The following is a 23,616-nucleotide window of genomic DNA, read 5'->3' as shown; positions in this document are numbered from 1 at the left end:
AGATATGGTTACGCTTAAATCGGGGACGTGACAAGCGTGTGACACGGCAGGGGTGAAATGGCTGGGCTGAAGCAGGTGCAAAGGCAGACGGGGGTGGCGCTATGGCGCCAGATAGCGGATCGAATCCGCGAAGCAATCACCCGCGGTGCCTATGATGAAACGGGCATGGTGCCACCGGAAACGATGCTCGCCGAGCAGTTCGGCGTCAATCGGCATACGGTTCGAAGCGCCCTTGCCGCGCTGGCACAGGAAGGGATCGTCCGCGCCGTGCAGGGCCGCGGCACGCTGATCGAGCGTCGGGAACGGCTGAACTTCCCGATCAGCAAGCGCACCCGTTTCACGACGGGTATCAGCGGTCAGGCGAGAGAAACGCGCGGCTTTCTACTGGCGGCTGCCGCAGAACCCGCTGATGCGGAGGTCGCTCGCTGGCTGAAGATGCGCGCGGGCGACGCTGTCATCAGGCTGGAGACGACAAGGGAGGCGGACAAGCGCCCGGTGTCACGGGCGACGAGCTGGTTTCCGGCCGCGCGCTTTGGCGATATCGCCGAAACCTATCGCAAGACGGAATCGATCACCAAGGCCTTCGCGCTGCTTGGCTTGCAGGACTATGTGCGCGCAACGACGGAGATCACCGCCGCGCATGCTGACGCCGGGGATATCGCCGATCTTGAGCTCACACCGGGCGCGATCCTGCTGATCACCAAGGCGATGAATACCGATCTCGACGGCGTTCCCGTTCAATATTCCATCACCCGCTTCGCTGCCGACAGGGTACAGTTCACAATCGAAAACTAAAAAAGCCGGGCGCTTGGCCCGGCTTTTCTGATCGATGTGAATCCGGCTCAGTGTGCGGCAGACATGTCGCCCAGCACTTCCTTGGAAGCGACGGTGGAATCGGCCTTCAGCTTGTAGACCATCGGAACGCCGGTCGCGAGATTGAGGTCTAGGACCTGCTCACGGGTCAGGTGGTCGAGCACCATGACCAGCGAACGCAGCGAGTTGCCGTGAGCCGCAACGAGAACCTTCTCGCCACGAAGAACGCGCGGCAGGATTTCCGTCAGGTAGTAAGGCCAGACGCGGGCGCCCGTGTCGCGCAGGCTTTCGCCGCCCGGAGGCGGGACGTCGTAGGAGCGGCGCCAGATATGGACCTGCTCCTCGCCCCACTTGGCCCGGGCATCGTCCTTGTTGAGGCCGGAAAGATCGCCGTAGTCACGTTCGTTGAGAGCCTGATCCTTGATCGTCTGCAGGCCGGGCTGGCCAACCTTGTCGAGGATGAGCTTCAGCGTGTGCTGCGCGCGGGTCAGCGCAGACGTGTAGGCGACGTCGAACTTGATGCCGTAGTCTGCCAGCGCCTGGCCGCCGGTCGTGGCTTCCTGAATGCCGAGCTCGGTCAGGTCGGGATCCTTCCAGCCGGTGAAGAGGTTCTTCAGGTTCCAGTCGCTCTGGCCATGCCGAACGAGAACGAGTGTGCCGCTCATAAAAGTCTGCCTCCGTAGGGATTATTGTGAAGAGAGCCCGAGAACATCGAGCATGGAATAGAAACCCGGCTTCTTGTCGCGCGCCCAGAGCGCCGCCTTGATGGCGCCGCGTCCGAAGATCGAACGGTCCGCTGCGCTATGCGACATCGAGACGATCTCGCCTTCGCCGGCAAAGAGAACCGAATGTTCGCCGATCACGGACCCGCCGCGCAACGTCGCGAAACCGATCGTACCCGCTTCGCGGGCGCCGGTATGGCCGTCACGAACGCGAACAGACTGGGTCTTAAGATCGACTGCGCGGCCCTTTGCAGCGGCTTCCCCGAGCAACAGCGCGGTACCGGAGGGCGCATCGACCTTGCGCTTGTGGTGCATTTCGAGAACTTCGATATCCCAGTCTTCTGGCGAAAGTGCCCGCGCTGCCTGTTCGATGAAAACGCTGAGAAGATTGACGCCGAGGCTCATATTGCCCGATTTGACGATCCGCGCATGGCGCCCGGCCGCATGGATCTTGGCATCGTCGGCATCCGAGCATCCCGTCGTACCGACGACATGGACGATGCGCGCCTGCGCCGCCAGTCCGGCAAATTCGACGCTCGCGGTCGGCGAGGTGAAATCGAGCACGCCCTCGGCATGCAGGAAGGCGGAAAGCGGATCATCACCGATGATCACGCCGTTCGGCCCAAGTCCGGCGAGCTCTCCCGAGTCGCGCCCGACGAAGGGCGAGCCTGCGCGTTCGATCGCCGCATGCAATGTCACGCCGTCGATGGAATCGATCAGCCGGATCAGCGTCTGGCCCATGCGCCCTGCTGCTCCAACCACAACCAGTTTCATAGCAGCGTCGCTCATATCAGTCGTATTCCCGTATCAGATGGAACTCGAGGCCGCCGGCCTCTGGAGATTGTTGAGGCGAGCGTAAAGTCCGTCTTCGAGCTTCGCAAGCGTCTCGTGATTGCCTTCCTCGACGACACGGCCCTGCTGCATGACGACGATCTTGTCGGCGCGCACCACGGTCGATAGCCGGTGTGCGATGACGACGACGGTTCGTCCGGTCATCGCTTCATCGAGCGCCTTCTGCACGGCAGCTTCCGATTCCGTATCGAGCGCTGAAGTCGCCTCGTCGAGAAGCAGGATCGGCGCATTGCGCACCAGCGCACGGGCGATCGAAAGGCGCTGCCGCTGACCACCGGAAAGCGTCACGCCATTCTCGCCGACCGCTGTGTCGTAGCCGTCGGGCTGGGCCATGATGAAGTCGTGGGCATAAGCGAGGCGGGCTGCTTCCTCGATCTCCGCGTCCGTCGCATCCGGACGGCCATAACGGATATTGTCGCGGATCGAGCCTTCGAACAGGTAGGGCTGCTGCGACACATAGGCGAGCTGCTCGCGTAGCGACTGCTTCGTCACATGGGCGATGTCCTGCCCATCGACGATGATCTCACCGCTTTTCGGATCGTAGAAGCGCGGGATCAGATTGATGATAGTCGATTTGCCGGCACCCGATGGCCCCACAAGAGCCGTGGTCTTGCCGCCTTCTGCGACAAAGCTCACATCGCTCAGCACCGGGTCGTTGCCATAGGCAAAGGAAACATTGCGGAATTCGATGCGGGCCTCGGTCGCCGTCAGCGGTTTCGCATCCGGCAGATCGCGCTGCCGCGGCTCCATGTCGAGCAGTTCATAAATCATCCGCGCGTTGACGGCGGCGCGCTCCATCTGCACCTGAAGCTTGGCGAGGCGGCGCAGCGGATCGTAGGCAAGCAGCAACGCGGTGATAAACGAGAAGAACGCCCCCGGAGGAACGTTGTAATAGATCGAGCGGTAAGCGGCGTAAGCCAGGACACCGGCCACGGCCAGACCCGCAAAGCTCTCGGTCATCGGCGCATTGCGTTCGGAAAGGCGGGCGATCTTGTTGGCGCGCTGCTCGGCGACGCCGATGATCTGATTGACCCGTTTTTCAAGCTCGCGTTCCATGGTGAACGCCTTGACGATCGCAATGCCCTGGATCGATTCCTGCATTGCCCCGAAAGCACGGCTGTTCAGGTGGATCGATTCTTTTGTGACATCCCGAAGGCGCTTGGAAAGATAGCGAAGTCCTAGAAGCAACGGCGGCGCCATTACGAAAATGATGACGCTCAGGATCGGATCCTGATAAACCATGACCGCGACCAGCGAGACGAAGGAGAGCAGGTCGCGTGCCGTCGAGGTGATTGTCAGGTTCATTACATCGCGGATACCGCTGACGTTCTGGCTGACCTGGGCGGCAATCTGCGCCGAGCGGGTATCGTTGTAGTAACCGACCGACAGCGTCATCAGGTGCGCATAGATCCGCCGCTGGTAACGCGCGACGATATTATTGCCAACCTTCGACAATGCCACCGCCTGGCCATAACTGGCGAAACCGCGCGCCACGAAGGCGATGAAGATTGACAGACAGATGACCCACACGATGTCGGCCCGCCTGTTGGCAAAAGCCTCGTCGATGATCGCGCGCATGATCCAGGCGGTATAGGCCGTCGAGAGCGCGACGATGATCAGGCAGACGATCGCGAAGACGTAGCCCATTACGTGCTCACGGCCGTTCTCGGCGATGATGCGCTTCAGTACGCTCGCGACCGTATCGCTATTCACGCTCTTGTTTGCGGGCGATTCCAAAAATTGCGCTTCCCGTTTCAGATCGTGTGCGTGGCAAGCCCGCGCACTCGCGGGGCTCTATAAAGATTTGCCAGCGGCTTGGCTAGACTGGCGCTAGCTCCGCCAGCGCCGCCCATCCGTCGAAACGCCGAAGGTCTCCGGTGCACGGGCGTAGAAGGAAAGTCCGGCCAGTGCCGCCAGCGGGTGCGTGACGACGAAAGTCGGGATGTCGCGCAGCCAGTGCGAGTGCGGCGCTTTGTCCTCGAAGGCGGCGCGGAATTCCGGTTTGCGGAGCGCCGGCAGGATCTTCTGCGAAATACCGCCGGAGAGATAGACGCCGCCTTTCGCCATGAAAAGCATCGCGATATCGCCGGCGAGCCGGCCGAGATAGGTCGAAAACAGCGAAATGGTTTCGGCGGCAACGGGATCGGTTGCGGCAAGTGCGTGCGACGTCACATCGGCCGGATCGCTATATTTCGGCTCGATACCATCGGCAATGCAGATGGCGCGATAGAGATGCACAATCCCGCGGCCGCAAAGAATCTGCTCTGCCGAAACGCGCCCTTCGATCTGCTCGATATAGGGGAAGATCTGCAGGTCGCGCTCCGAGCGCGGACCGAGATCGACATGGCCGCCTTCGCCAGGAACCGGGATCCACGAGCCGCGCGCATGAACCAGACCGCCAACGCCAAGACCCGTGCCCGGCCCGAGAACGGCACGTGAAGCGATCAGGTCGCCCGAGGCTGGACCGATCTGTTCACGTTCATCCTGCGCGAGCGCCGAAATCGCCAGCGCCTGTGCCTCGAAGTCGTTGACGACGAGAACATCCTCGATGCCGAGGCCCGATATCATCGTATGCGGCCGCACGACCCAGTCACAGTTGGTCAGCGGAATCTCGTCGCCATTGATAGGACCGGCAACGGCAAGAATGGCCGAACGCGGCCGCAGATCCGTCTTTGCAAAAACGCCTGCCTTGATAGCGTCGTCGATCGTCTCGAAATCGGCCGTCCGGACATTCGGAAAATTGATCGCTTCGGCCGATGCGTCGGCAAGGATCGAGAAGCGGGCATTGGTACCACCAATGTCGCCGATCAGGATCGGGAAGGGCATCTGGGCATCGCTGGCATCAAGCATGGACATGGCCTTTTCCGCTCAAGCTTTAAGGGTCGGAATGAGTTTATCGGCGGTCGCTTCGTTCAGCGCCATCGGAATATCGTAGACAATCGCAAGCCGCATCAGCGCTTTCACATCGACATCATGCGGCATCGGCGTCAGCGGGTCGACGAAGAAGATCAAGGCGCCGATTTCGCCGGTGGAGATCAGCGCGCCGATCTGCTGGTCGCCGCCGAGCGGGCCGCTCTTCAGGCGCGTCACGTCGAGATCGGGGACGGCATCGAGAACGCGGCCGCCGGTGGTGCCCGTCGCGACGATCTTCCACTGTGCGAGAAGGTCGCGGTTGCGGCGGGCAAATTCCGCCATGTCGTCTTTCTTCTGGTCATGCGCAATCAATGCGAGGCATTTGCCGCCGGCCATCAAGAAGGACCTCCATCACGGGTTTCAATCGATTTGGCCGTTTCTATACCAAGCGTGCGATTTGAAACACAAGCCTGCGCAGCGATCATTGCATCGGCTTGTCGGCGGGAATCGGACCGGTGGGCGGCAGACCCTGATCCGAAACGGCAGGCGCCGCAGCTGGTGTCGCCGTCAGCGCGCTTGCCGCCGAGGGGCCGCCATAGGTCGCTGCCGCCACCGAGGCTACGGAAGGTGTATCGAGCACGGCCGCACAGGCCTTAGGTAGATCCGAAACTTGGCCCTCGCGCGGCGGCTTCGGCGGCGGTGTGCCGGGCTTCGGCGGCGCGGGTTTTGCCCAGGGTTCCTTGGTGAACCACCACGCCAGCGACTTGTCGCAGCCGTCTCCGGCAGCAACAGGCGCCTGCGGCTTGCAGGCGGTGGCGCCCGGCGGGCACTTGATACGGATATGGAAATGCGAGTCGTGGCCATATTCCGGGCGCAGCTTGCCGAGATTGGTGCGGTCGCCGGTCCAGGTGTCGCACATCTTCTTCTTGATCGCCGGATTGACGAAAATCCGCTCGACCTGCGGATAGCTGGCGGCGAGCATCAGAAGTTCGGCGCGCGGCTGCGTCCAGATCTTCGGATCGACGGTCAGGAACTTGCCTTTCTGCAGCATCGTCGTGAACGGCAGATCTTCGCGCTGCTGCACGCTCATGCGCTGCGATGGCATCGGGGTGAGCCAGATATCGGCATCGAGGCCGACCTGATGAGAGGCGTGACCATTGAACATCGGCCCGCCGCGCGGCTGCGCGATATCGCCGACAAGCAGACCCGGCCAGCCTGCCTGTTGCTGCGCATCGCGGGAGAGCCGCTCTAGAAGCGCGATCATCGCGGGATTGCCCCAGCGCCGGTTGCGCGACAGCCGCATGGCCTGCCAGGTCGGGCCGTCGGCCGGAAGCGCAACGGCACCCGACATGCAGCCCTTGGCATAGAAACCGATCGGCTGCGCGGGCCCCTGAGAGGGAAGCGAAACCGACCCGAAGATGGCTTTTGCACTGCCCGGGCTCGGTTGTTTCTGCTGCGCATCGGCTTCAGCCGATATGAGGCCGGCGCTCAATGCGCCCGCCAAGGCGAGTTTGCCGAAAATCTTGGACGAAGCGAGGCGGAGCGTCATGCGGGTTCCCGAAATTGCCAGGTGATTTGCGGTTGAATTTACCGTGAAAAGCAATTCTGGTGAATCGATGTTTTCATCACGCTTCGCGCGAAGGCGGGCCGCTTCTGCTTAGAGATTGGCGAGGATATCGGCGGTCTTTCTGACGCGCGACAGCCGCGGCAAGATTTTCTCACACGCAAATCCGTGCATCTCCGCGGTGAAGCTCGTCATCGCGTCTTCGGCGGCAATGACCGCGTAGTTATGTGCATAGGCATCGCGAATGGTCGACTCGACGCCGAAATTGGTTGCGATCCCCGCGAGAATGACGGTCCTGATGCCGCGGCGGCGAAGCTGAAGATCGAGATCGGTGCCGTAGAACGCGCTCCACTGACGCTTGACGACATGGGCATCGACAGTCAGTGCCGCAATCTCCGGCGGCGCTTCGAGTGCGGCGGCGGGCAGTCCGCCTTTTGGGAAGCTCGCCGGTTCGTCGGCCGGCTGATTGACGGCGTCGGCATAGTTCGCAGAGAACCCGACGGTGACGAGTATGACGGTGCCGCCTTGTGATTTCAGCTGTCTGGCAATCGCCGCGGTGTTTTCAATGACGTGCTGAGCACTGTGAGGAGCAACCGGCCGGCTGGTGATAAAGGCCTGCAGGTCGATAGAGATAAGTGCGGTAGTCTTGGGATCGTAAAGGGACATGGGGGCTCCGAACGGCAGGTCAAAATTTCGCGAGATCGGCAAAAACCAAACTCTCTCCTGTTTTTCGCCGCCATTTTCCTTATTCTCGCCCGAACCGAAACAATAGGGGTTGGCGAATGGCGTTTGTGGGGTCGAAGAAAAGTCTGGTTGTTGCTCTCGTGGCACTGAGCGCGCTGGCCTTGCCCGTTAAAGCCCAGGAGCAGAACTTCCAGATCGGCACGTCGACTATCGGCGAACTCAAGTACAAGCCGGGCTTCAAGCGCTTCGACTATGTTAACCCGGATGCGCCGAAGGGCGGCACGCTCAATCTGTCGACGACAGGTACCTTCGACACCTTCAATCCCTTGCTTTCGAAGGGTGAACTCGCGGACGGTTCGCCGCTGGTGTTCGAGACGCTGACGAAATCGGCCGACGATGAACTGCTCGCCAGCTACGGCTTGTTGGCGGAAGGTATTTCCTACCCCGCCGATTTCTCCAGCGCGACATTCAGGCTGCGTGCTGAAGCAAAATGGGCAGACGGTCAGCCGGTGACGCCTGATGATGTCATCTTCAGTCTGGACAAGGCAAAGGAGCTCAATCCGCTTCTTTCGAATTACTACAAGCATGTGACGAAGGCGGAAAAGACCGGCGAGCGCGATGTGACCTTCACGTTTGACGAGAAGGGCAACAAGGAGCTTCCGAATATTCTCGGCCAGTTGTCGATCCTGCCGAAGCACTGGTGGGAAGGGACGGGTGCTGACGGCAAGCCGCGCGACATAACCAAGACGACGCTTGAGACGCCCATGGGCTCGGGACCCTATAAGATCGCTGCCTTCACCGCCGGTTCCACAGTGCGCTATGAACTGCGCGACGACTATTGGGGCAAGGACGTTAACGTCAATGTCGGTCAGAACAATTTCCGCAACATCACCTATACGTTCTTCGGAGACCGCGACGTCGAGTTCGAGGCGTTCCGGGCGGGCAATGTGGATTACCGCCAGGAAAACCAGGCAAGCCGCTGGGCGACCGCCTATGATTTTCCGGCGGTCAAGGACGGCCGGGTGATCCGGGAGGAAGTGCCGAACGCTCTGCGTTCCGTCGGCATCATGCAGGCGTTGACCCCCAATACGCGCCGCGACCAGTTCAAGGATCCGCGCGTCCGCGAAGCGCTCAATCACGCTTTCGACTTCGAGGATTTGAACAAGAACCTGGCCTATGGCGCCTTCAAGCGGATCGACAGCTACTTCTGGGGAACGGACCTTGCCTCTTCGGCGCTGCCGCAGGGGCGCGAGCTTGAAATCCTGCAGGGACTGAAGGATCAGGTGCCGCCGGAGGTTTTCACCACGCCTTACACGAACCCTGTCGCAGGCGATCCGCAGAAGCTGCGCGATAACCTCAAGACGGCGATCGGGTTGTTCAAGGAAGCCGGTTACGAACTGAAGGGCAACAAGATGGTCAACAGCAAGACCGGCCAGCCGATGAGCTTCGAGATCCTACTCTCGAACTCGTCTTTCGAGCGCTCGGTCATGCCCTTCGCCAACAATCTCAAGAAGATCGGTATCGACGCCCGCCTGCGCACGGTTGATGCCTCGCAATACACAAACCGCGTCCGGAGCTTCGACTACGACATGATCTGGTCGATCTGGGGCGAGACGATGAATCCGGGCAATGAGCAGATGGACTATTGGGGTTCCCAAGCCGCCGCCCAACAGGGCTCGCGCAATTATGCCGGTATCACCAATCCGGCGATCGACACGCTGATCAAGATGATCATTTTCGCGCCCAATCGCGACGAGCAGGTGGCGGCGATCAAGGCGATGGACCGGGTGCTGCTCGCCAACCATTATGTCGTGCCGCTCTTCTACAGCAACAACTCGCGTCTCGCCTATTGGGACAAGATCGCTCACCCGGCGGAGCTGCCGGAATATTCCATCGGCTTCCCCGATGTCTGGTGGTCGAAGGACGCGAAATAGCGGACTTGCATTGGCTGGGCCGCTGAGGTCCAAATGGTCCATTCGAATCACCATGAAAAAGCCGGGCTAACCGGTGAAAGGCCCAGCGATTGACGACTTCTGACAGGATGCGCATCCCGGCGAAATTCAAGACCTGGAAGGCCGCGCGCTGATGGGAGCCTATATCCTTCGCCGCCTGCTTCTGATGATACCGACGATCATCGGCATCATGGCGATTTCGTTCACCGTCATCCAGTTCGCGCCGGGTGGTCCGGTCGAGCAGGTGATCGCGCAGCTCACCGGCCAGGCCGACAGCGCCGACCAGCGTCTTTCCGGCGGTGGCGGTGATCTTCTGGGGCAGGGTGGTGACGAGGGATCGCGATATCGTGGTGCCCAGGGCCTCGACCCAGAGCTGATCGCCAAGCTCGAAAAGCAGTTCGGTTTCGACAAGCCGCCGCTCACCCGCTTCGGCGAGATGATGTGGAATTATATCCGCTTCGATTTCGGCGAGAGCTTCTTCCGCAACACCTCGGTTCTCGATCTGATCAAGGACAAGCTGCCGGTGTCGATCTCGCTCGGCGTCTGGATCATGATCTTCTCCTACACGATCTCCATTCCGCTCGGCATCCGCAAGGCGGTCAAGGACGGATCGACCTTCGACGTCTGGACGTCTGGCGTGATCATCGTCGGCTATGCAGTGCCGAGCTTCCTGTTCGGTATCCTGCTGATCGTGCTCTTTGCTGGCGGATCCTTCTACGACTGGTTCCCGCTCCGTGGCTTGGTTTCCGACAATTTCGACCAGCTCGCCTGGTGGCAGAAGCCGCTCGATTACTTCTGGCATCTGGCGCTGCCGCTGATCTCGCTGTCGCTGGCCGCCTTCGCGACGACGACGCTCTTGACCAAGAACTCCTTCATCGAGGAGATCAAGAAGCAGTATGTGACGACGGCGCGCGCCAAAGGGCTCAACGAGCGCCAGGTTCTCTACGGGCACGTCTTCCGCAATGCCATGCTGATCGTCATCGCCGGCTTCCCCGGCGCTTTCATCTCGGCCTTCTTCACCGGTTCGCTGCTGATCGAGAACATCTTCTCGCTCGATGGTCTCGGCCGTCTTGGCTATCTCTCGGTGGTCAATCGTGACTATCCGATCGTCTTTGCAACGCTCTACATCTTCTCGCTTCTCGGCCTCTTCGTCGGCCTGATCTCGGACCTGATCTATACCTGGATCGACCCGCGCATCGATTTCGAGCGGAGGGATGTCTGATGGATACCGCCGCCAATCCCGCTACCGCCACACCCGTCAAGCCGCCACGCAAGGGGCTGCTGTCGCCGACCAATATCCGCCGCTGGCGGAATTTCCGCGCCAATGGCCGCGGCTACTGGTCCCTTTGGCTGTTCATGGTGCTGTTCATCCTCAGCCTGTTTGCCGAGTTCATCGCCAACGACAAGCCGATCATCGCCTCCTACAAGGGCGAGATCCTTTTCCCCGTCGTCGTCGATTATCCGGAAGAGAAGTTCGGCGGCTTCCTGGCGGAGACCGATTACCGCTCGGATGTCATCACCGATGAGATCAATGCCAATGGCTGGATGATCTGGCCGCCGATCCGCTATTCCTACCGCTCGGTCAATTCCAACATCCCGCATTCCGCCCCGACCGCGCCCTTCTGGCTGATGGGCGCCGAGGAACGCTGCGCCGGTTATCCGCAGGGCGTCAACGACCCGAACTGCAACTACGGCAATCTCAACTGGCTGGGCACGGACGATCAGGCGCGCGATGTGCTGGCGCGCGTCATCTATGGCTTCCGCATCTCGGTGCTCTTCGGCCTGGCGCTGACCATCTGCTCGGCCGTCGTCGGCGTCACCGCCGGCGCGGTGCAGGGCTATTTCGGCGGCTGGACGGACCTGCTCTTGCAGCGCTTCATCGAGATATGGTCGTCGATGCCGGTGCTTTATATCCTGCTGATCATCGCCGCGATCCTGCCGCCGGGCTTCTTCGTGCTGCTCGGCATCATGCTTCTCTTCTCCTGGGTCGGCTTTGTCGGCATTGTCCGCGCCGAATTCCTGCGCGCCAGAAACTTCGAATATGTGCGTGCAGCCCGCGCGCTTGGCGTCAACAACCGCACCATCATGTGGCGCCACTTGTTGCCGAACGCCATGGTCGCGACCCTGACCTTCCTGCCCTTCATCCTGTCGGGCTCGATCACCACGCTGACCTCGCTGGACTTCCTCGGCTTCGGCATGCCGCCTGGCTCGCCGTCGCTGGGTGAGATGATCGCCCAGGGCAAGTCCAACCTGCAGGCACCATGGCTGGGGCTCACCGCCTTCTTCGCCATGTCGATCATGCTCTCGCTGCTGATCTTCATCGGCGAGGCGGTCCGCGATGCCTTCGACCCAAGAAAGACGTTCCAATGAGCGAGAGCCCCGAAACCCTCCTCTCGGTCCGTGATCTCTCGGTTGCCTTTCATCAGGGCGGCGAAACATCGCTGGCTGTGGATCGCATCTCCTTCGATATCCGCAAGGGCGAAGTCGTGGCGCTGGTCGGTGAATCCGGCTCCGGTAAATCGGTCTCGGCCAACTCCGTCCTGCGGCTGCTTCCGTACCCCTCGGCAAGCCACCCGACCGGTCAGATCCTGTTCAAGGGCAGGGACCTGCTGAAGGCATCGGACAAGGAGCTGCGCCAGGTGCGCGGCAACGACATCACGATGATCTTTCAGGAGCCAATGACCTCGCTCAATCCGCTCCACTCGATCGAGAAGCAGATTGCCGAAATCCTCGACCTGCATCAGGGCGTCACGGGTGCAGCGGCGCGCAAGCGCGTGCTTGAGCTCCTCAACCAGGTCGGTATCCGCGAGCCGGAAAAGCGCCTCAAGGCCTATCCGCATGAGCTGTCGGGTGGCCAGCGCCAGCGCGTCATGATCGCCATGGCGCTCGCCAACCGGCCGGAACTGCTGATTGCCGACGAGCCGACGACGGCGCTCGACGTCACGGTGCAGGCGCAGATCCTCGAACTGCTGCGCAAGCTGAAGGGCGAGCATGGCATGTCCATGCTGTTCATCACCCATGACCTCGGTATCGTCCGCAAGTTCGCCGACCGTGTCTGCGTCATGACCAAGGGCAAGATCGTCGAGACCGGTACGGTCGAGGAAGTCTTCACCCGGCCGCAGCACGAATATACCCGCCACCTCTTGGCCTCCGAACCGCGCGGCGAGCCGCCGCTGGCCGACCTGACGAAACCTGTCGTCATGGAAGGCTCGGATATCCGCGTCTGGTTCCCGATCAAGGCAGGGCTGATGCGCAGCGTGGTCGATCACGTCAAGGCCGTCGATGGCATCGATCTGTCGCTGCGGGCCGGCCAGACGCTCGGCGTCGTCGGCGAATCCGGTTCGGGCAAGACCACGCTCGGCCTGGCGCTGACGCGGCTGATCTCGTCCAAGGGACGCATCAGCTTCGTCGGCAAGGATATAGCAAGCTATTCGTTCACGCAGATGCGGCCGCTGCGCAATCAGCTGCAGGTGGTCTTCCAGGATCCCTATGGCTCGCTCAGCCCTCGCATGTCGGTCGGCGATATCATCGCCGAAGGACTGAAGGTGCACGAGCGCTCGCTCTCGCACGAAGATCGCGACCAGCGCGTCTGCTGGGCGCTGGAAGAGGTCGGCCTCGATCCGCTGACCCGCTGGCGATACCCGCATGAATTCTCCGGCGGCCAGCGGCAGCGCATCGCCATTGCCCGCGCCATGGTGCTGAAGCCGCGCTTCGTCATGCTCGACGAGCCGACATCGGCGCTCGATATGAGCGTGCAGGCCCAGGTGGTCGATCTATTGCGCGATCTGCAGAAGAAGCACGATCTCGCCTATCTCTTCATCAGCCACGACCTGAAGGTCGTCAAAGCGCTCGCCAACGACGTCATCGTCATGCGCTTCGGCAAGGTGGTGGAGCAGGGGCCGTCTGCAGAGATATTCCAGGCGCCGAAGGACGATTATACCAAGGCGCTGATGGCCGCCGCGTTCAACATCGAGGCAGTGCCGACGCCTGCCGTTCAGCAGTAAAGAAGACCATGTCCGCAAGACCGCCCGTTCTCGTCGATCTCAAGTTCAATCCTGAAGGTATCGCCCGCATCCTGAAAACCGCCTTTGCGGATCGCGGCAGCATCAGCTTAGCCGATCCCACGAGCAAGGGCAGGGATCTCAGCGCCTGCGAATACGCGCTGCTCTGGAAGCCGGATGCCGATCTTTTCGACAGGGCGCCGAACCTGAAGATCATTTTCTCCGGCGGGGCCGGCGTCGATAGCATCATGACGCTGCCGGGCCTGCCCGACGTGCCGATCGTCCGCTTCGTCGATCGCAGCCTGACGGTGCGGATGAGCGAATGGGTGGTGATGCAGTGCCTGATGCATCTGCGCGATCAGCGCGGACACGACCAGCATCAGCGTGATCGCATCTGGGGCAAGATGGCGCCGCCAGAAGCTGCCGAAATTACCGTTGGCGTGATGGGCCTCGGCGTGCTCGGCCAGGATGCCGTCCGCAAGCTCAAGGTGATGGGCTTCAACGTCATCGGCTGGTCGCGTACGAAGAAGGAACTAGACGGCGTCGAGACCTTCGATGCTGCGGGCCTCGATCTCTTCCTGTCGAAGACCGATATCCTCGTTGGCCTGCTGCCGCTGACGGCCGAGACGACGGGCTTCTACAACGATGGCCTGTTCAGGAAGCTGCGCCAGGGCGGCGCGCTCGGCAAACCTGTTTTCATCAATGCCGGACGCGGCAAGAGCCAGGTCCAGAGCGATATCGTTGCGGCCATCGAAGGCGGCATCCTCGGCGGCGCCTCGCTCGACGTCTTCGAAGTCGAGCCGCTGCCGGCTGATGATCCGCTCTGGGGTCTCGACAGCGTCTTCATCACGCCACACGACGCCGCGATCTCCGAAGAAAACGCACTCTTCCGGCATGTCGAGCAGCAGATCGTCCGCTTCGAAAAGGGCGAGCCCCTTCAGTTTCTGGTCGACCGCGGCGCGGGATACTGACCGGCCCGGCCGGGAACATTCGCCGTTTCTCTTCGTTGTTCTCACCGGAAGCTTTCGGGCAGGCCGCATTCCGGCTGTCCGCTTACCGGAAGGAGACATGAATGGCGCATCAGATGGAAACCCGTTGGGAAAAATCCGATGGCAAGCTGCACGAGGAAGAACAGATTTCTCCGGTCAAGGCCAAACAGGGCCGGACCGGCCGCCGCGTTCTGACGGTGTTGATCGTCGCCCTTGTACTCGCCTTCATTGTCTGGATTCCAGTGGAGATCTGGGGCGGGCGTGAGGCGAGCGAGGTCGCTCCGCAGCAGCCCGGCCAGCAGATGCAGTCGCAGCAACCCGCAGCGCCGGCATCGCCATCGCTGCAGAACGGCACCGCGGTGCCGACGGAAACGCCCCCTGCAGGTAGCGCGCAGCCCAACGCGCCGGCAACACCTTCCGCGCAATAACCGCGCATGGGTCTGGCGGTCATCGCAACCCCTGTCGTCCCGGACGGCAGGGCTTTGTATTTGCACTGGACTTTGGCCGCTGATTTTTCGATAAGAAGGCGCACGAGCCGGTCGTCGTGTGCCGGCCGCAGCGGTGGCCCCCGACCGGATTGGTATGGGGTGGAGCATGGCCAAGACCGATATCGCAAGACGGGTTTATAACCACGCCTGGAAGCTGGACCCCATCGTCCGCAGTCTGATCGACACCGACTTCTACAAGCTTTTGATGCTGCAGATGATCTGGAAGCTCTATCCGGATGTGAATGCGACCTTCACGCTGATCAACCGCACCAAGCGCGTGCATCTCGCCGAAGAGATCGATGAAGGCGAATTGCGCGAGCAACTTGACCATGCCCGCACTTTGCGTCTTTCCAAGAAGGAGATGATCTGGCTCGCCGGTAACAGCTTCTATGGCCGCGCCCAGATCTTCGAGCCTGAATTCCTCGCCTGGTTCTCGCATTTCCAGCTGCCTGAATACGAGCTCTCGAAGAAGGATGGCCAATACGTGCTGGATTTCCACGGCTCCTGGAAAGAGACGACGATGTGGGAAATCCCGGCACTGGCGATCATCAATGAGCTGCGCTCGCGCTCGGCGATGAAAGCGCTCGGTCCCTTCACGCTCGATGTTCTCTATGCCCGCGCCAAGGCGCGCATGTGGTCGAAGGTCGAGCGCCTGAAGGAATTACCCGGCTTGCGCATCTCCGATTTCGGCACGCGCCGCCGTCACAGCTTCCTGTGGCAGCGCTGGTGCGTTGAGGCATTGAAGGAAGGCATTGGCCCGGCTTTCACCGGCACCAGCAACGTTCTGCTTGCCATGGATTCCGATCTCGAAGCCGTTGGCACCAACGCCCACGAGCTGCCGATGGTGGCCGCCGCCCTCGCGGAGACCGACGACGACCTGCGCAAGGCGCCCTACAAGGTCCTGCGCGATTGGAACCGGCTCTATGGCGGCAATCTTCTGATCGTTCTGCCGGACGCGTTCGGCACCGCCGCCTTTCTGCGCGATGCGCCGGAATGGGTTGCCGACTGGACGGGTTTCCGCCCGGACAGCGCACCGCCGGTCGAAGGCGGCGAGAAGATCATCGAATGGTGGAAGAAGATGGGCCGCGATCCGCGCCAGAAGCTTCTGATTTTTTCGGATGGCATGGATGTCGATGCGATTATCGACACCTACAAGCATTTCGAGGGCCGTGTTCGCATGAGCTTCGGTTGGGGGACGAACCTCACCAACGATTTCGTGGGCTGCGCGCCCATCGATATGTCCGGCCTCGATCCGATCTCGATTGTCTGCAAGGTCAGCGACGCGAATGGCCGTCCGGCCGTCAAGCTTTCCGACAATCCTCAAAAAGCGACCGGTGAACCGGGCGAGGTTGAGCGGTATCTCAAAATCTTCGGCAGCGAAGATCGCGTTGATCAGGCGGTCTTTGTTTAAGCCTGCGGCTTGCGGTTGTTCTCTTCGTCCTCGCGGATCGCATCCTGATGATACCAGCTGTCGAAAGCGGCATCGCAAATATCCGGATCGATATCCAGCGGCTGGCGGGCGCCGAAGCGTTCGCCGGTGCGGCGCAATTTCACCGGAAACTGGTAGATCTTGGCGGTTTCGCCATGAACGTTTGTCGGCATCCTATTTGCCTTCCATTTTCGACATTCGTCGTTTAGTCGGACCGCCATAATAGCAGATTGCCCATGAAATATGCAAACTGCACAAAATATCACCAATTGCTGTGCTCTTCGTAAGCGATTGATAAAGTGCGCGAAATACGATGGCGCTCCTGCATCTTTTTCAGGCGTTTGCACTTTCAAAAGAAAAACGCGCCGGTATCGGCCCGGTTCCCGCCTAACCCCGCGCTTTTATTGAAAGTTAACGTCTTGCGCCGCGGTCTCCCTGCCTGCGCGTTTTGACGCACCCTGGCGGGCTTCTGCCAAACTGGCACGCCACGTGCTTGGTATTGAGCATCCGCTGGTGAAACGCACCCTCAGGATTTGTGACACGCACACGTTTGAGAGACTGGCCAATGACAAAGTATAAGCTCGAGTACATCTGGCTCGATGGGTACACTCCGGTACCGAATCTGCGCGGCAAGACGCAGGTCAAGGAATTTGCTGAATTTCCGACCCTGGAACAGCTTCCGCTCTGGGGCTTCGATGGCTCCTCGACGATGCAGGCTGAAGGCCGCAGCTCGGATTGCGTGCTGAAGCCGGTCGCCATCTATCCTGACCCGGCCCGTACCAACGGCGTCCTCGTCATGTGCGAAGTCATGATGCCCGACGGCGTCACCCCGCATCCTTCCAACAGCCGCGCCACCATTCTCGACGACGAAGATGCGTGGTTTGGTTTCGAGCAGGAATATTTCTTCTACGAGAACGGCCGTCCGCTCGGCTTCCCGGAACAGGGCTACCCGGCTCCGCAGGGTCCGTATTACTGCGGCGTCGGTTCCTCCAACGTTGGCCCGGTCGCTCGCGAAATCGTCGAAGAGCATCTCGACCAGTGCCTTGCTGCCGGCATCAACCATGAAGGCATCAACGCTGAAGTCGCCAAGGGCCAGTGGGAATTCCAGATTTTCGGCAAGGGCTCCAAGCGCGCTGCCGACCAGATCTGGATGGCTCGCTACCTGCTGCAGCGCCTGACCGAACAGTACGGCATCGATATCGAATATCACTGCAAGCCGCTCGGCGACACTGACTGGAACGGCTCGGGCATGCACTGCAACTTCTCGACCAAGTTCATGCGCGAAGTTGGCGGCAAGGCCTATTTCGAGGCCCTGATGGGTCAGTTCGAAAAGAACCTGGAAGCCCATATCGCCGTCTACGGTCCGGACAACGACAAGCGCCTGACCGGCAAGCACGAAACCGCTCCGTGGAACAAGTTCTCCTACGGCGTTGCTGACCGTGGCGCATCGATCCGCGTGCCGCACTCCTTCGTCAAGAACGACTACAAGGGCTACCTGGAAGATCGCCGCCCGAACTCGCAGGGCTGCCCTTACCAGATCGCTTCCCAGGTTCTGAAGACGATTTCGGAAGTGCCGACCGAAAGCTACGCTTCGGCTGCTGCATAATCCAAAGAGGTTTTCCTCCCAAGGGCGCCGGCTGCTTGCAGCCGGCGTTTTCTTTTTGAAGGATCGGTTTCCTTCGGCCGCGCGACGAAGCTATAATTGCGTCCATGGCTCAAAGAGCAGGCAGCGCCGATCTTCCCCTGCATGGCGGCAGGGTTCCCAAATGGCTGGGCGACCGGATGACGAAGCTCGGTGCGGTGATCACCGAAGCGATCGTGCATCATTACGGCCGCGACGAATTCCTGCGCCGCCTCGCACATCCTTTCTGGTTCCAGTCCTTTGGTGCCGTCATGGGCATGGACTGGCATTCATCGGGCATCACCACCAGTGTGCTCGGCGCGCTGAAGCGTGGGCTGACGCCGCTCTCCGGTGAGCTCGGCCTGCATGTCTGCGGCGGTCGTGGCGCGCAATCGCGGCGCACGCCGGATGAGCTTGCCGCGATTGGCAATCGCGTCGGTATCGACGGGATCTCGCTGGCGCGGACAAGCCGCCTGGTCGCCAAGGTCGATAGCGCTGCACTGCAGGATGGTTTCGATCTCTATCTGCACGGCTTCATCGTCACCGACGACGGCAAATGGGTGGTGGTTCAGCAGGGGATGAACGGCGACAACAGGCAGGCTCGCCGCTACCACTGGCTATCCGAGGGGCTGGAAAGTTTTGTCAACTCGCCGCACGCGGCGATCGAGGGCCGCAGCCAGGGCAATATCGTCAATCTCGCCGACAAGCGGGCGGAACGCTCGCGTGCCGGACAGCTCGATCTCCTCGCAACGCTCGGCCCCGACCGCATCGTCCGTGAAGCCGCCGCGCTGGCGCTCGGCACGGCAAAACCCGCCCCGCTGCCCGACCAGATGCTCTTGCCCCACCTGATCATGCCGGCGCATCACGATGTCCGCGAGAAAGACGTCAACATGAAGCGGCTGCACGGCAATCTGGCTGCCGCCGCCGATCGTGGCCCTGAAGATTTCGAGCAGCTTCTCCTCGTTCCCGGCGTCGGCGCCCGCACCGTCCAGGCGCTCGCCATGGTCGCCGAAGTGGTGCACGGGGCTCCCTACCGCTTTTCAGACCCCGCCCGCTTCTCGATCGCCCACGGCGGCAAGGACCGGCATCCGTTCCCGGTGCCGCTGAAGGTCTATGACGAAACGATCAAGGTCATGAAATCGGCGGTTCACAAGGGCCGCCTCGGGCGAGAGGAAGAGCTTGAGGCCCTCAAGCGGCTTGACGACCAGTCCCGCCAGCTTGAGCGCTACGTGACCGGGCCTGATCTCAAGGAGATCGTTGCCGGAGAATTCAAGCACTCGCCGGAATGGGGCGGCCGCAGTGTGTTCGGCTGGGAGGGTGAGGAGAGGTAATCTGCCTCTCATGCCCCTTCATCGGGAATGTTCAGGATATGTCCGCAGGCCTTGCAATGCACTGCATCGGCATCATGCCGCTGCAACCCGCATTGCGGGCAGGGAAACGTGACCTTGAACGGACGTACGACGGCCTGAGCCAGGCGCACGAACAGGGAAATGCCGATAATCATCGTCACGATCGAGGTCAGCTTGCCGAGTGTTCCCGGCAGGGTGATGTCCCCGAAACCCGTTGTCGTTACCGTCGCAACCGTAAAATAAAGAGCATCGACGAGGCCGGTGATGCCGGGAAGGCCGCGGAAAAAGAACGTGTAGACGAAGCCCGTGACGAGAAACAGAAAGACGATGACGTTGATCGACGCCCGCATCACATCTTCCAGATGCCTCAAACCGCAATAACGAAGCAGAACTTTGAGAAGCGCGCTCTGGCCGATCGTCCAGATGCGGATTGCCCGCAGGAAGGCGAAGTTGAACAGCAACTCCGGTAACAGCAGCGTCAGCAGCACGAATATGTCGATCCAGGTAATCGGCCTCTTCAGCCAGTCGCCGAGATTGCGTTCGATCAGCGCCCGCGCACAAAGCTCGAGCCCGATCCAGAAGGCAATCGAGTAGTCGATGATCAGGTAGGACGGGCCTGAGCGCAGATAAGGACCCAGAACGAAGAAGGCGAGAATTGCGAGATCGACGACAGCCAGGACGGCCTGAAACGTGATCGCCTTCTTTTCGCGCCCCAGATAGAGCACGCGCAGTCTCTGGCGAAGGCTGGTGAGCCCTGATGTCTCAGGCGGTAGCGTCCCGTCATTCATCCGCAGGAACATATGCGGCGCAGCACCTGCTTCAAGCACACGTCGAGGAAACGAAAAGGAAAATGGCGGACAAGGTGGGATTCGAACCCACGGTACGCTTTCACGCACACACGCGTTCCAGGCGTGCGCCTTAAACCACTCGGCCACCTGTCCTGCTATTTCGATCTGCATCGTCAAACACAAATCGTTGGAACGGCGCGATATATACCGATGAATTTTCGGGGATCAACCTAAATCTAACAGTTTTTTGACTTCTTCCGATAAAACTCCGCTCGCGTCATCCATTGCACTTTAGAAGGCTCGGATTTATCCTGCCTCCGAGGGTGGAAAATGGCGTGGCTGGCCGGGGTTTTCGGCATGAGTGCGCCGGAGGGTTTTATGCGTTTCTTGTTGCGTTTGAGTAGTCTTGTCGCGCTCGCCGTTGCGGTGATCGCGGGAACCATCGATTCCATACAGTCGGTCGCAGCCTCAGCTGTGGTGATGACGCCCATGGGGGATGCCTGGCAGGATGTCAGCCCCGCTTCGCTGGTGGCGCTGCAATCGTCGATCGCCTATTATGTTCATCCGCGCTTCTACACCTTCATTTTCCAGTGGCTGATGTTGCAGCCCGCTTTTGGCGTGTTTCTGGTGCTGGCGCTGCTGCTCTGGATGGTCGGATATAAGAAGCCCCCGGTTGCAGGCCGGTTCACGGCCTGATCACCGAAAAAGCAGTTTGTTGGCGGCTTTTGCGCAGAAATCAGCCTGATTGAACTGTTTTTCGGCATCCCCGGCAAATTTTTACCACCCGAAAAATTTCTCGTGAAATTTTCATTCAGCCATGCAAGGATGCGCGAAGCCAGGTCTCCGGGGGGAGGCCGGTGGTTCCGCAGACATGCCTCGAAGAAGGCTTGCGGGAGGACCCCAAACAAATAGCAACAACAGGGCTGCAACTCATGAAAAAAACCCTCCTTTCGCTTTTGGCCGTGGCCGCGATGTCCACGACGGCGCTCGCCGCCGACGTCAAGCCGGCTCTGGTTTACGGCACCGGCGGAAAGTTCGACAAGTCCTTCAACGAAGCTGCCTACAATGGCGCTGAGAAGTTCAAGAAGGAAACCGGTATCGCTTACCGCGACTTCGAACCAACAGGTGATACGCAGGGCGAGCAGGCAATCCGCAACTTCGCAAGCCGCGGCTTCAACCCGGTTGTCGCCGTTTCCTTCGCCTGGACGTCGGCCGTAGAAAAGGTTGCTGCAGAATTCCCGGACACCAAGTTCATCATCGTTGACGCCGTCGTCGACAAGCCGAACGTGCGCTCGGTCGTCTACAAGGAAGAAGAAGGCTCCTTCCTCGTTGGCGTTCTCGCCGGCCTGGCATCGAAGACCGGCAAGGTTGGCTTCGTTGGTGGTATGGACATCCCGCTGATCCGCAAGTTCGAATGCGGCTATGAGCAGGGCGCACGCTCGGTCAAGGCTGACGTCGAAGTGTTCCAGAACATGACTGGCACCACCGGTGCTGCGTGGAACGACCCGGTTCGCGGTGGCGAGCTCACCAAGAACCAGATCGACCAGGGCGCTGACGTTGTTTACGCGGCAGCTGGCGCAACCGGTCTCGGCGTTCTCCAGACTGCTGCCGACAACAAGAAGCTGTCGATCGGCGTCGATTCCAACCAGAACTACCTGCATCCGGGCTCCGTCCTGACCTCGATGGTCAAGCGCGTCGACCTGGCCGTCTACAACGCTTATGCCGACACCAAGGCTGACAAGTTCACCGGTGGCGTTCAGGCTCTCGGCGTCAAGGAAGACGGCGTTGCGGCTGCGATCGACGACAACAACAAGGCGTTGATCACCCCGGAAATGCAGGCTGCTGTCGACAAGGCAAAGGCTGACATCATCGCAGGAACCATCAAGGTTCACGACTACACCACGGACAACGCTTGCCCGAAGTGATCCGCGATTGAGATGGGCGTATGGCGTGTTGATTTTACCGCCATACGCCCTTTTCTTATTTGGAGCCTGCTGTGACAGACACGCCCGCAATCGAACTCGTGGGCATCGATAAGAAATTCGGTGCCGTCCACGCGAACAAGGACATCAATCTTACCGTTGCCAAGGGGTCTATCCATGGCATCATCGGCGAAAACGGTGCCGGTAAGTCGACATTGATGTCGATCATCTATGGTTTCTATCATGCCGACGCCGGTGAAATTCGCGTCAACGGCACGCCGATCTCGATCCGCGACAGCCAGACGGCGATCGCCGCCGGTATCGGCATGGTGCATCAGCACTTCATGCTGGTCGATAATTTCACGGTGCTCGAGAACATCATGCTCGGCGCCGAAGGCGGAGCGCTGCTCGCCAGGGGCGTCGCTGCGGCGCGCGCCGAGCTGAAGCGGCTGGAAAAGGAATACGGCCTGGAGGTCAATCCGGATGCGCTGATCGAGCAGCTTCCTGTCGGCCTGCAGCAGCGCGTCGAAATCCTCAAGGCCATGTATCGCGGCGCCGAGATCCTGATCCTCGACGAGCCGACGGGCGTTCTGACGCCTGCCGAGGCAGATCACCTCTTCCGCATCCTCAAGGTGCTGCGCGACCAGGGCAAGACCGTTATTCTCATCACCCACAAGCTGCGCGAGATCATGGCGATCACCGATACGGTGTCGGTCATGCGCCGCGGCGAGATGGTGGCGACCCGCAAGACCTCGGAAACGACGGTCGAGGAGCTCGCCGAACTGATGGTCGGCCGCCGTGTCCTGCTGCGCGTCCAGAAGGGCGAGGCCAATCCAGGCAAGGTCATCCTGTCGGTCAAGAACCTGACGGTGAAGGACAATCGCGGCGTGACCATGGTCGACAATGTTTCCTTCGACGTCCGCGCCGGGGAGATCGTCGGCATTGCCGGTGTTGCCGGCAACGGCCAGTCGGAATTGCTGGAAGCGATCGCCGGTATCCGCAAGCCCGCCTCGGGAGAGATACTGCTTGATGGCCAGTCCATCGAAAAGGCAGATCCGGCGCGTCTGCGCGAGCTCGGTCTCGCCCATATTCCCGAAGACCGCCATCACATGGGACTGGTTCTCAAGTTTGAGGAATACGAAAACTCGGTCCTCGGCTATCACCGCAATCCGGCCTACAGCAAAGGTCCGATTCTCGATCTCGATGCGATCCGCAAGGATGCCATGGAAAAGATCGAAAAATACGACATTCGCCCGCCGAACCCGCGGCTGAAGACCGCGAATTTCTCCGGCGGCAACCAGCAGAAGATCGTCGTTGCCCGTGAAATCGAGCGTGATCCGGCGGCCCTGATCATCGGTCAGCCGACCCGCGGCGTCGATATCGGCGCCATCGAGTTCATCCACCGCCGGATCATCGAGATGCGCGACGCGGGCAAAGCGATCCTGCTCGTCTCCGTCGAGCTCGATGAAATCCGCTCCCTTTCAGACCGTATCCTTGTCATGTTTGCCGGCCATGTCGTCGGCGAGAAGACGCCCGATGCCGGTGAACAGACCCTCGGCCTGATGATGGCCGGCATTGCCGCGTGAGGC

General features: G+C 60.7%; 22 protein-coding genes and 1 tRNA gene. 13 read left to right on the top strand and 10 right to left on the bottom strand.

What is annotated here, in order from left to right:
* Positions 1–57 precede the first annotated feature (57 nt).
* The gene (gene phnF, locus J2X43_RS09950) at positions 58–795 is read left to right on the top strand and encodes a phosphonate metabolism transcriptional regulator PhnF (RefSeq protein WP_310293592.1); all 738 of its coding nucleotides are present in this window, start codon (positions 58–60) and stop codon (positions 793–795) included.
* Positions 796–842: 47 nt separating this feature from the next.
* On the opposite strand, the gene J2X43_RS09945 is transcribed toward phnF, so the two are convergent.
* From J2X43_RS09945 to J2X43_RS09915, 7 genes are all read right to left on the bottom strand, one after another.
* Complete coding sequence (locus tag J2X43_RS09945) at positions 843–1,478, bottom strand: 2,3-bisphosphoglycerate-dependent phosphoglycerate mutase (protein ID WP_112385062.1); 636 nt, start codon at positions 1,476–1,478, stop codon at positions 843–845.
* 21 nt (positions 1,479–1,499) lie between these two features.
* Entirely contained in the window at positions 1,500–2,324 is an 825-nt protein-coding gene (gene dapB / locus J2X43_RS09940; RefSeq protein WP_310293590.1) for a 4-hydroxy-tetrahydrodipicolinate reductase, read from the bottom strand.
* A gap of 18 nt (positions 2,325–2,342) precedes the next feature.
* Positions 2,343–4,124: an ABC transporter ATP-binding protein gene (locus tag J2X43_RS09935; RefSeq protein ID WP_310293588.1), complete on the bottom strand. Its 1,782-nt coding sequence runs from the start codon at positions 4,122–4,124 to the stop codon at positions 2,343–2,345.
* A 93-nt stretch (positions 4,125–4,217) separates the two neighbouring features.
* Entirely contained in the window at positions 4,218–5,243 is a 1,026-nt protein-coding gene (locus J2X43_RS09930) for a glucokinase (protein WP_310293586.1), read from the bottom strand.
* Between the two features lie 12 nt (positions 5,244–5,255).
* Entirely contained in the window at positions 5,256–5,636 is a 381-nt protein-coding gene (locus J2X43_RS09925) for a methylglyoxal synthase (protein WP_112514252.1), read from the bottom strand.
* An 85-nt stretch (positions 5,637–5,721) separates the two neighbouring features.
* On the bottom strand, positions 5,722–6,789 hold the full coding sequence (gene mepA / locus J2X43_RS09920) for a penicillin-insensitive murein endopeptidase (RefSeq protein WP_310293584.1): 1,068 nt from the start codon (positions 6,787–6,789) through the stop codon (positions 5,722–5,724).
* 108 nt (positions 6,790–6,897) lie between these two features.
* Complete coding sequence (locus tag J2X43_RS09915) at positions 6,898–7,470, bottom strand: hydrolase (protein WP_310293582.1); 573 nt, start codon at positions 7,468–7,470, stop codon at positions 6,898–6,900.
* 116 nt (positions 7,471–7,586) lie between these two features.
* Here J2X43_RS09915 and J2X43_RS09910 point away from each other — a divergent pair, with 116 nt between their 5' ends.
* From J2X43_RS09910 to pncB, 7 genes are all read left to right on the top strand, one after another.
* On the top strand, positions 7,587–9,422 hold the full coding sequence (locus J2X43_RS09910) for an extracellular solute-binding protein (protein WP_310293580.1): 1,836 nt from the start codon (positions 7,587–7,589) through the stop codon (positions 9,420–9,422).
* A gap of 151 nt (positions 9,423–9,573) precedes the next feature.
* Positions 9,574–10,662, top strand: a complete 1,089-nt coding sequence (locus J2X43_RS09905) for a microcin C ABC transporter permease YejB (protein WP_112514248.1) — start codon at positions 9,574–9,576, stop codon at positions 10,660–10,662.
* Positions 10,662–11,810: an ABC transporter permease gene (locus J2X43_RS09900; protein WP_112385071.1), complete on the top strand. Its 1,149-nt coding sequence runs from the start codon at positions 10,662–10,664 to the stop codon at positions 11,808–11,810. The genes J2X43_RS09905 and J2X43_RS09900 overlap by 1 nt, the downstream gene beginning before the upstream one ends.
* Entirely contained in the window at positions 11,807–13,444 is a 1,638-nt protein-coding gene (locus J2X43_RS09895) for an ABC transporter ATP-binding protein (protein ID WP_310293578.1), read from the top strand. The genes J2X43_RS09900 and J2X43_RS09895 overlap by 4 nt, the downstream gene beginning before the upstream one ends.
* An 8-nt stretch (positions 13,445–13,452) precedes the next feature.
* A complete protein-coding gene (locus tag J2X43_RS09890; protein ID WP_310293576.1) occupies positions 13,453–14,412 on the top strand; it encodes a glyoxylate/hydroxypyruvate reductase A in 960 nt (319 codons plus the stop codon).
* Between the two features lie 101 nt (positions 14,413–14,513).
* The gene (locus J2X43_RS09885) at positions 14,514–14,858 is read left to right on the top strand and encodes a hypothetical protein (RefSeq protein ID WP_310293574.1); all 345 of its coding nucleotides are present in this window, start codon (positions 14,514–14,516) and stop codon (positions 14,856–14,858) included.
* Between the two features lie 166 nt (positions 14,859–15,024).
* Positions 15,025–16,329: a nicotinate phosphoribosyltransferase gene (gene pncB, locus J2X43_RS09880; protein WP_112385075.1), complete on the top strand. Its 1,305-nt coding sequence runs from the start codon at positions 15,025–15,027 to the stop codon at positions 16,327–16,329.
* Here the strand turns inward: pncB and J2X43_RS09875 are convergent.
* Positions 16,326–16,520, bottom strand: coding sequence for a DUF2735 domain-containing protein (locus J2X43_RS09875; RefSeq protein ID WP_310293572.1), 195 nt, complete (start codon positions 16,518–16,520; stop codon positions 16,326–16,328). The genes pncB and J2X43_RS09875 overlap by 4 nt on opposite strands.
* Positions 16,521–16,912: 392 nt before the next feature.
* Here J2X43_RS09875 and J2X43_RS09870 point away from each other — a divergent pair, with 392 nt between their 5' ends.
* A complete protein-coding gene (locus J2X43_RS09870; RefSeq protein ID WP_112385077.1) occupies positions 16,913–17,953 on the top strand; it encodes a glutamine synthetase beta-grasp domain-containing protein in 1,041 nt (346 codons plus the stop codon).
* 104 nt (positions 17,954–18,057) lie between these two features.
* Positions 18,058–19,299, top strand: a complete 1,242-nt coding sequence (locus tag J2X43_RS09865; RefSeq protein WP_310293569.1) for a DUF763 domain-containing protein — start codon at positions 18,058–18,060, stop codon at positions 19,297–19,299.
* A gap of 8 nt (positions 19,300–19,307) precedes the next feature.
* Here J2X43_RS09865 and J2X43_RS09860 read toward each other — a convergent pair whose 3' ends face one another.
* Positions 19,308–20,117: a potassium channel family protein gene (locus tag J2X43_RS09860; RefSeq protein WP_310293567.1), complete on the bottom strand. Its 810-nt coding sequence runs from the start codon at positions 20,115–20,117 to the stop codon at positions 19,308–19,310.
* Between the two features lie 51 nt (positions 20,118–20,168).
* Positions 20,169–20,258 (bottom strand) — tRNA-Ser (locus J2X43_RS09855).
* A 225-nt stretch (positions 20,259–20,483) separates the two neighbouring features.
* Here J2X43_RS09855 and J2X43_RS09850 point away from each other — a divergent pair.
* The 3 genes from J2X43_RS09850 (at position 20,484) to J2X43_RS09840 (ending at position 23,613) form a co-directional block, all read left to right on the top strand.
* Positions 20,484–20,801 (top strand): hypothetical protein, encoded by a 318-nt coding sequence (locus J2X43_RS09850; protein WP_112385376.1) that lies wholly within the window; start codon positions 20,484–20,486, stop codon positions 20,799–20,801.
* A 236-nt stretch (positions 20,802–21,037) separates the two neighbouring features.
* A complete protein-coding gene (locus J2X43_RS09845; RefSeq protein ID WP_310293566.1) occupies positions 21,038–22,030 on the top strand; it encodes a BMP family ABC transporter substrate-binding protein in 993 nt (330 codons plus the stop codon).
* Positions 22,031–22,101: 71 nt separating this feature from the next.
* Positions 22,102–23,613 (top strand): ABC transporter ATP-binding protein, encoded by a 1,512-nt coding sequence (locus J2X43_RS09840; RefSeq protein WP_310293565.1) that lies wholly within the window; start codon positions 22,102–22,104, stop codon positions 23,611–23,613.
* Positions 23,614–23,616: the final 3 nt, after the last annotated feature.

This window comes from Rhizobium sp. BE258 (assembly GCF_031457345.1).
Lineage (GTDB): Bacteria > Pseudomonadota > Alphaproteobacteria > Rhizobiales > Rhizobiaceae > Rhizobium.
This window is presented reverse-complemented; position numbering and strand designations above follow the sequence as displayed.

Bases quoted from the DNA above. Each gene is read 5' to 3' on its own strand.
- phnF (WP_310293592.1), top strand. From the start codon at position 58: ATGGCTGGGCTGAAGCAGGTGCAAAGGCAGACGGGGGTGGCGCTATGG.
- J2X43_RS09945 (WP_112385062.1), bottom strand. From the start codon at position 1,478: ATGAGCGGCACACTCGTTCTCGTTCGGCATGGCCAGAGCGACTGGAAC.
- dapB (WP_310293590.1), bottom strand. From the start codon at position 2,324: ATGAGCGACGCTGCTATGAAACTGGTTGTGGTTGGAGCAGCAGGGCGC.
- J2X43_RS09930 (WP_310293586.1), bottom strand. From the start codon at position 5,243: ATGTCCATGCTTGATGCCAGCGATGCCCAGATGCCCTTCCCGATCCTG.
- J2X43_RS09925 (WP_112514252.1), bottom strand. From the start codon at position 5,636: ATGGCCGGCGGCAAATGCCTCGCATTGATTGCGCATGACCAGAAGAAA.
- mepA (WP_310293584.1), bottom strand. From the start codon at position 6,789: ATGACGCTCCGCCTCGCTTCGTCCAAGATTTTCGGCAAACTCGCCTTG.
- J2X43_RS09915 (WP_310293582.1), bottom strand. From the start codon at position 7,470: ATGTCCCTTTACGATCCCAAGACTACCGCACTTATCTCTATCGACCTG.
- J2X43_RS09910 (WP_310293580.1), top strand. From the start codon at position 7,587: ATGGCGTTTGTGGGGTCGAAGAAAAGTCTGGTTGTTGCTCTCGTGGCA.
- J2X43_RS09905 (WP_112514248.1), top strand. From the start codon at position 9,574: ATGGGAGCCTATATCCTTCGCCGCCTGCTTCTGATGATACCGACGATC.
- J2X43_RS09900 (WP_112385071.1), top strand. From the start codon at position 10,662: ATGGATACCGCCGCCAATCCCGCTACCGCCACACCCGTCAAGCCGCCA.
- J2X43_RS09895 (WP_310293578.1), top strand. From the start codon at position 11,807: ATGAGCGAGAGCCCCGAAACCCTCCTCTCGGTCCGTGATCTCTCGGTT.
- J2X43_RS09890 (WP_310293576.1), top strand. From the start codon at position 13,453: ATGTCCGCAAGACCGCCCGTTCTCGTCGATCTCAAGTTCAATCCTGAA.
- J2X43_RS09885 (WP_310293574.1), top strand. From the start codon at position 14,514: ATGGCGCATCAGATGGAAACCCGTTGGGAAAAATCCGATGGCAAGCTG.
- pncB (WP_112385075.1), top strand. From the start codon at position 15,025: ATGGCCAAGACCGATATCGCAAGACGGGTTTATAACCACGCCTGGAAG.
- J2X43_RS09875 (WP_310293572.1), bottom strand. From the start codon at position 16,520: ATGCCGACAAACGTTCATGGCGAAACCGCCAAGATCTACCAGTTTCCG.
- J2X43_RS09870 (WP_112385077.1), top strand. From the start codon at position 16,913: ATGACAAAGTATAAGCTCGAGTACATCTGGCTCGATGGGTACACTCCG.
- J2X43_RS09865 (WP_310293569.1), top strand. From the start codon at position 18,058: ATGGCTCAAAGAGCAGGCAGCGCCGATCTTCCCCTGCATGGCGGCAGG.
- J2X43_RS09860 (WP_310293567.1), bottom strand. From the start codon at position 20,117: ATGTTCCTGCGGATGAATGACGGGACGCTACCGCCTGAGACATCAGGG.
- J2X43_RS09850 (WP_112385376.1), top strand. From the start codon at position 20,484: ATGCGTTTCTTGTTGCGTTTGAGTAGTCTTGTCGCGCTCGCCGTTGCG.
- J2X43_RS09845 (WP_310293566.1), top strand. From the start codon at position 21,038: ATGAAAAAAACCCTCCTTTCGCTTTTGGCCGTGGCCGCGATGTCCACG.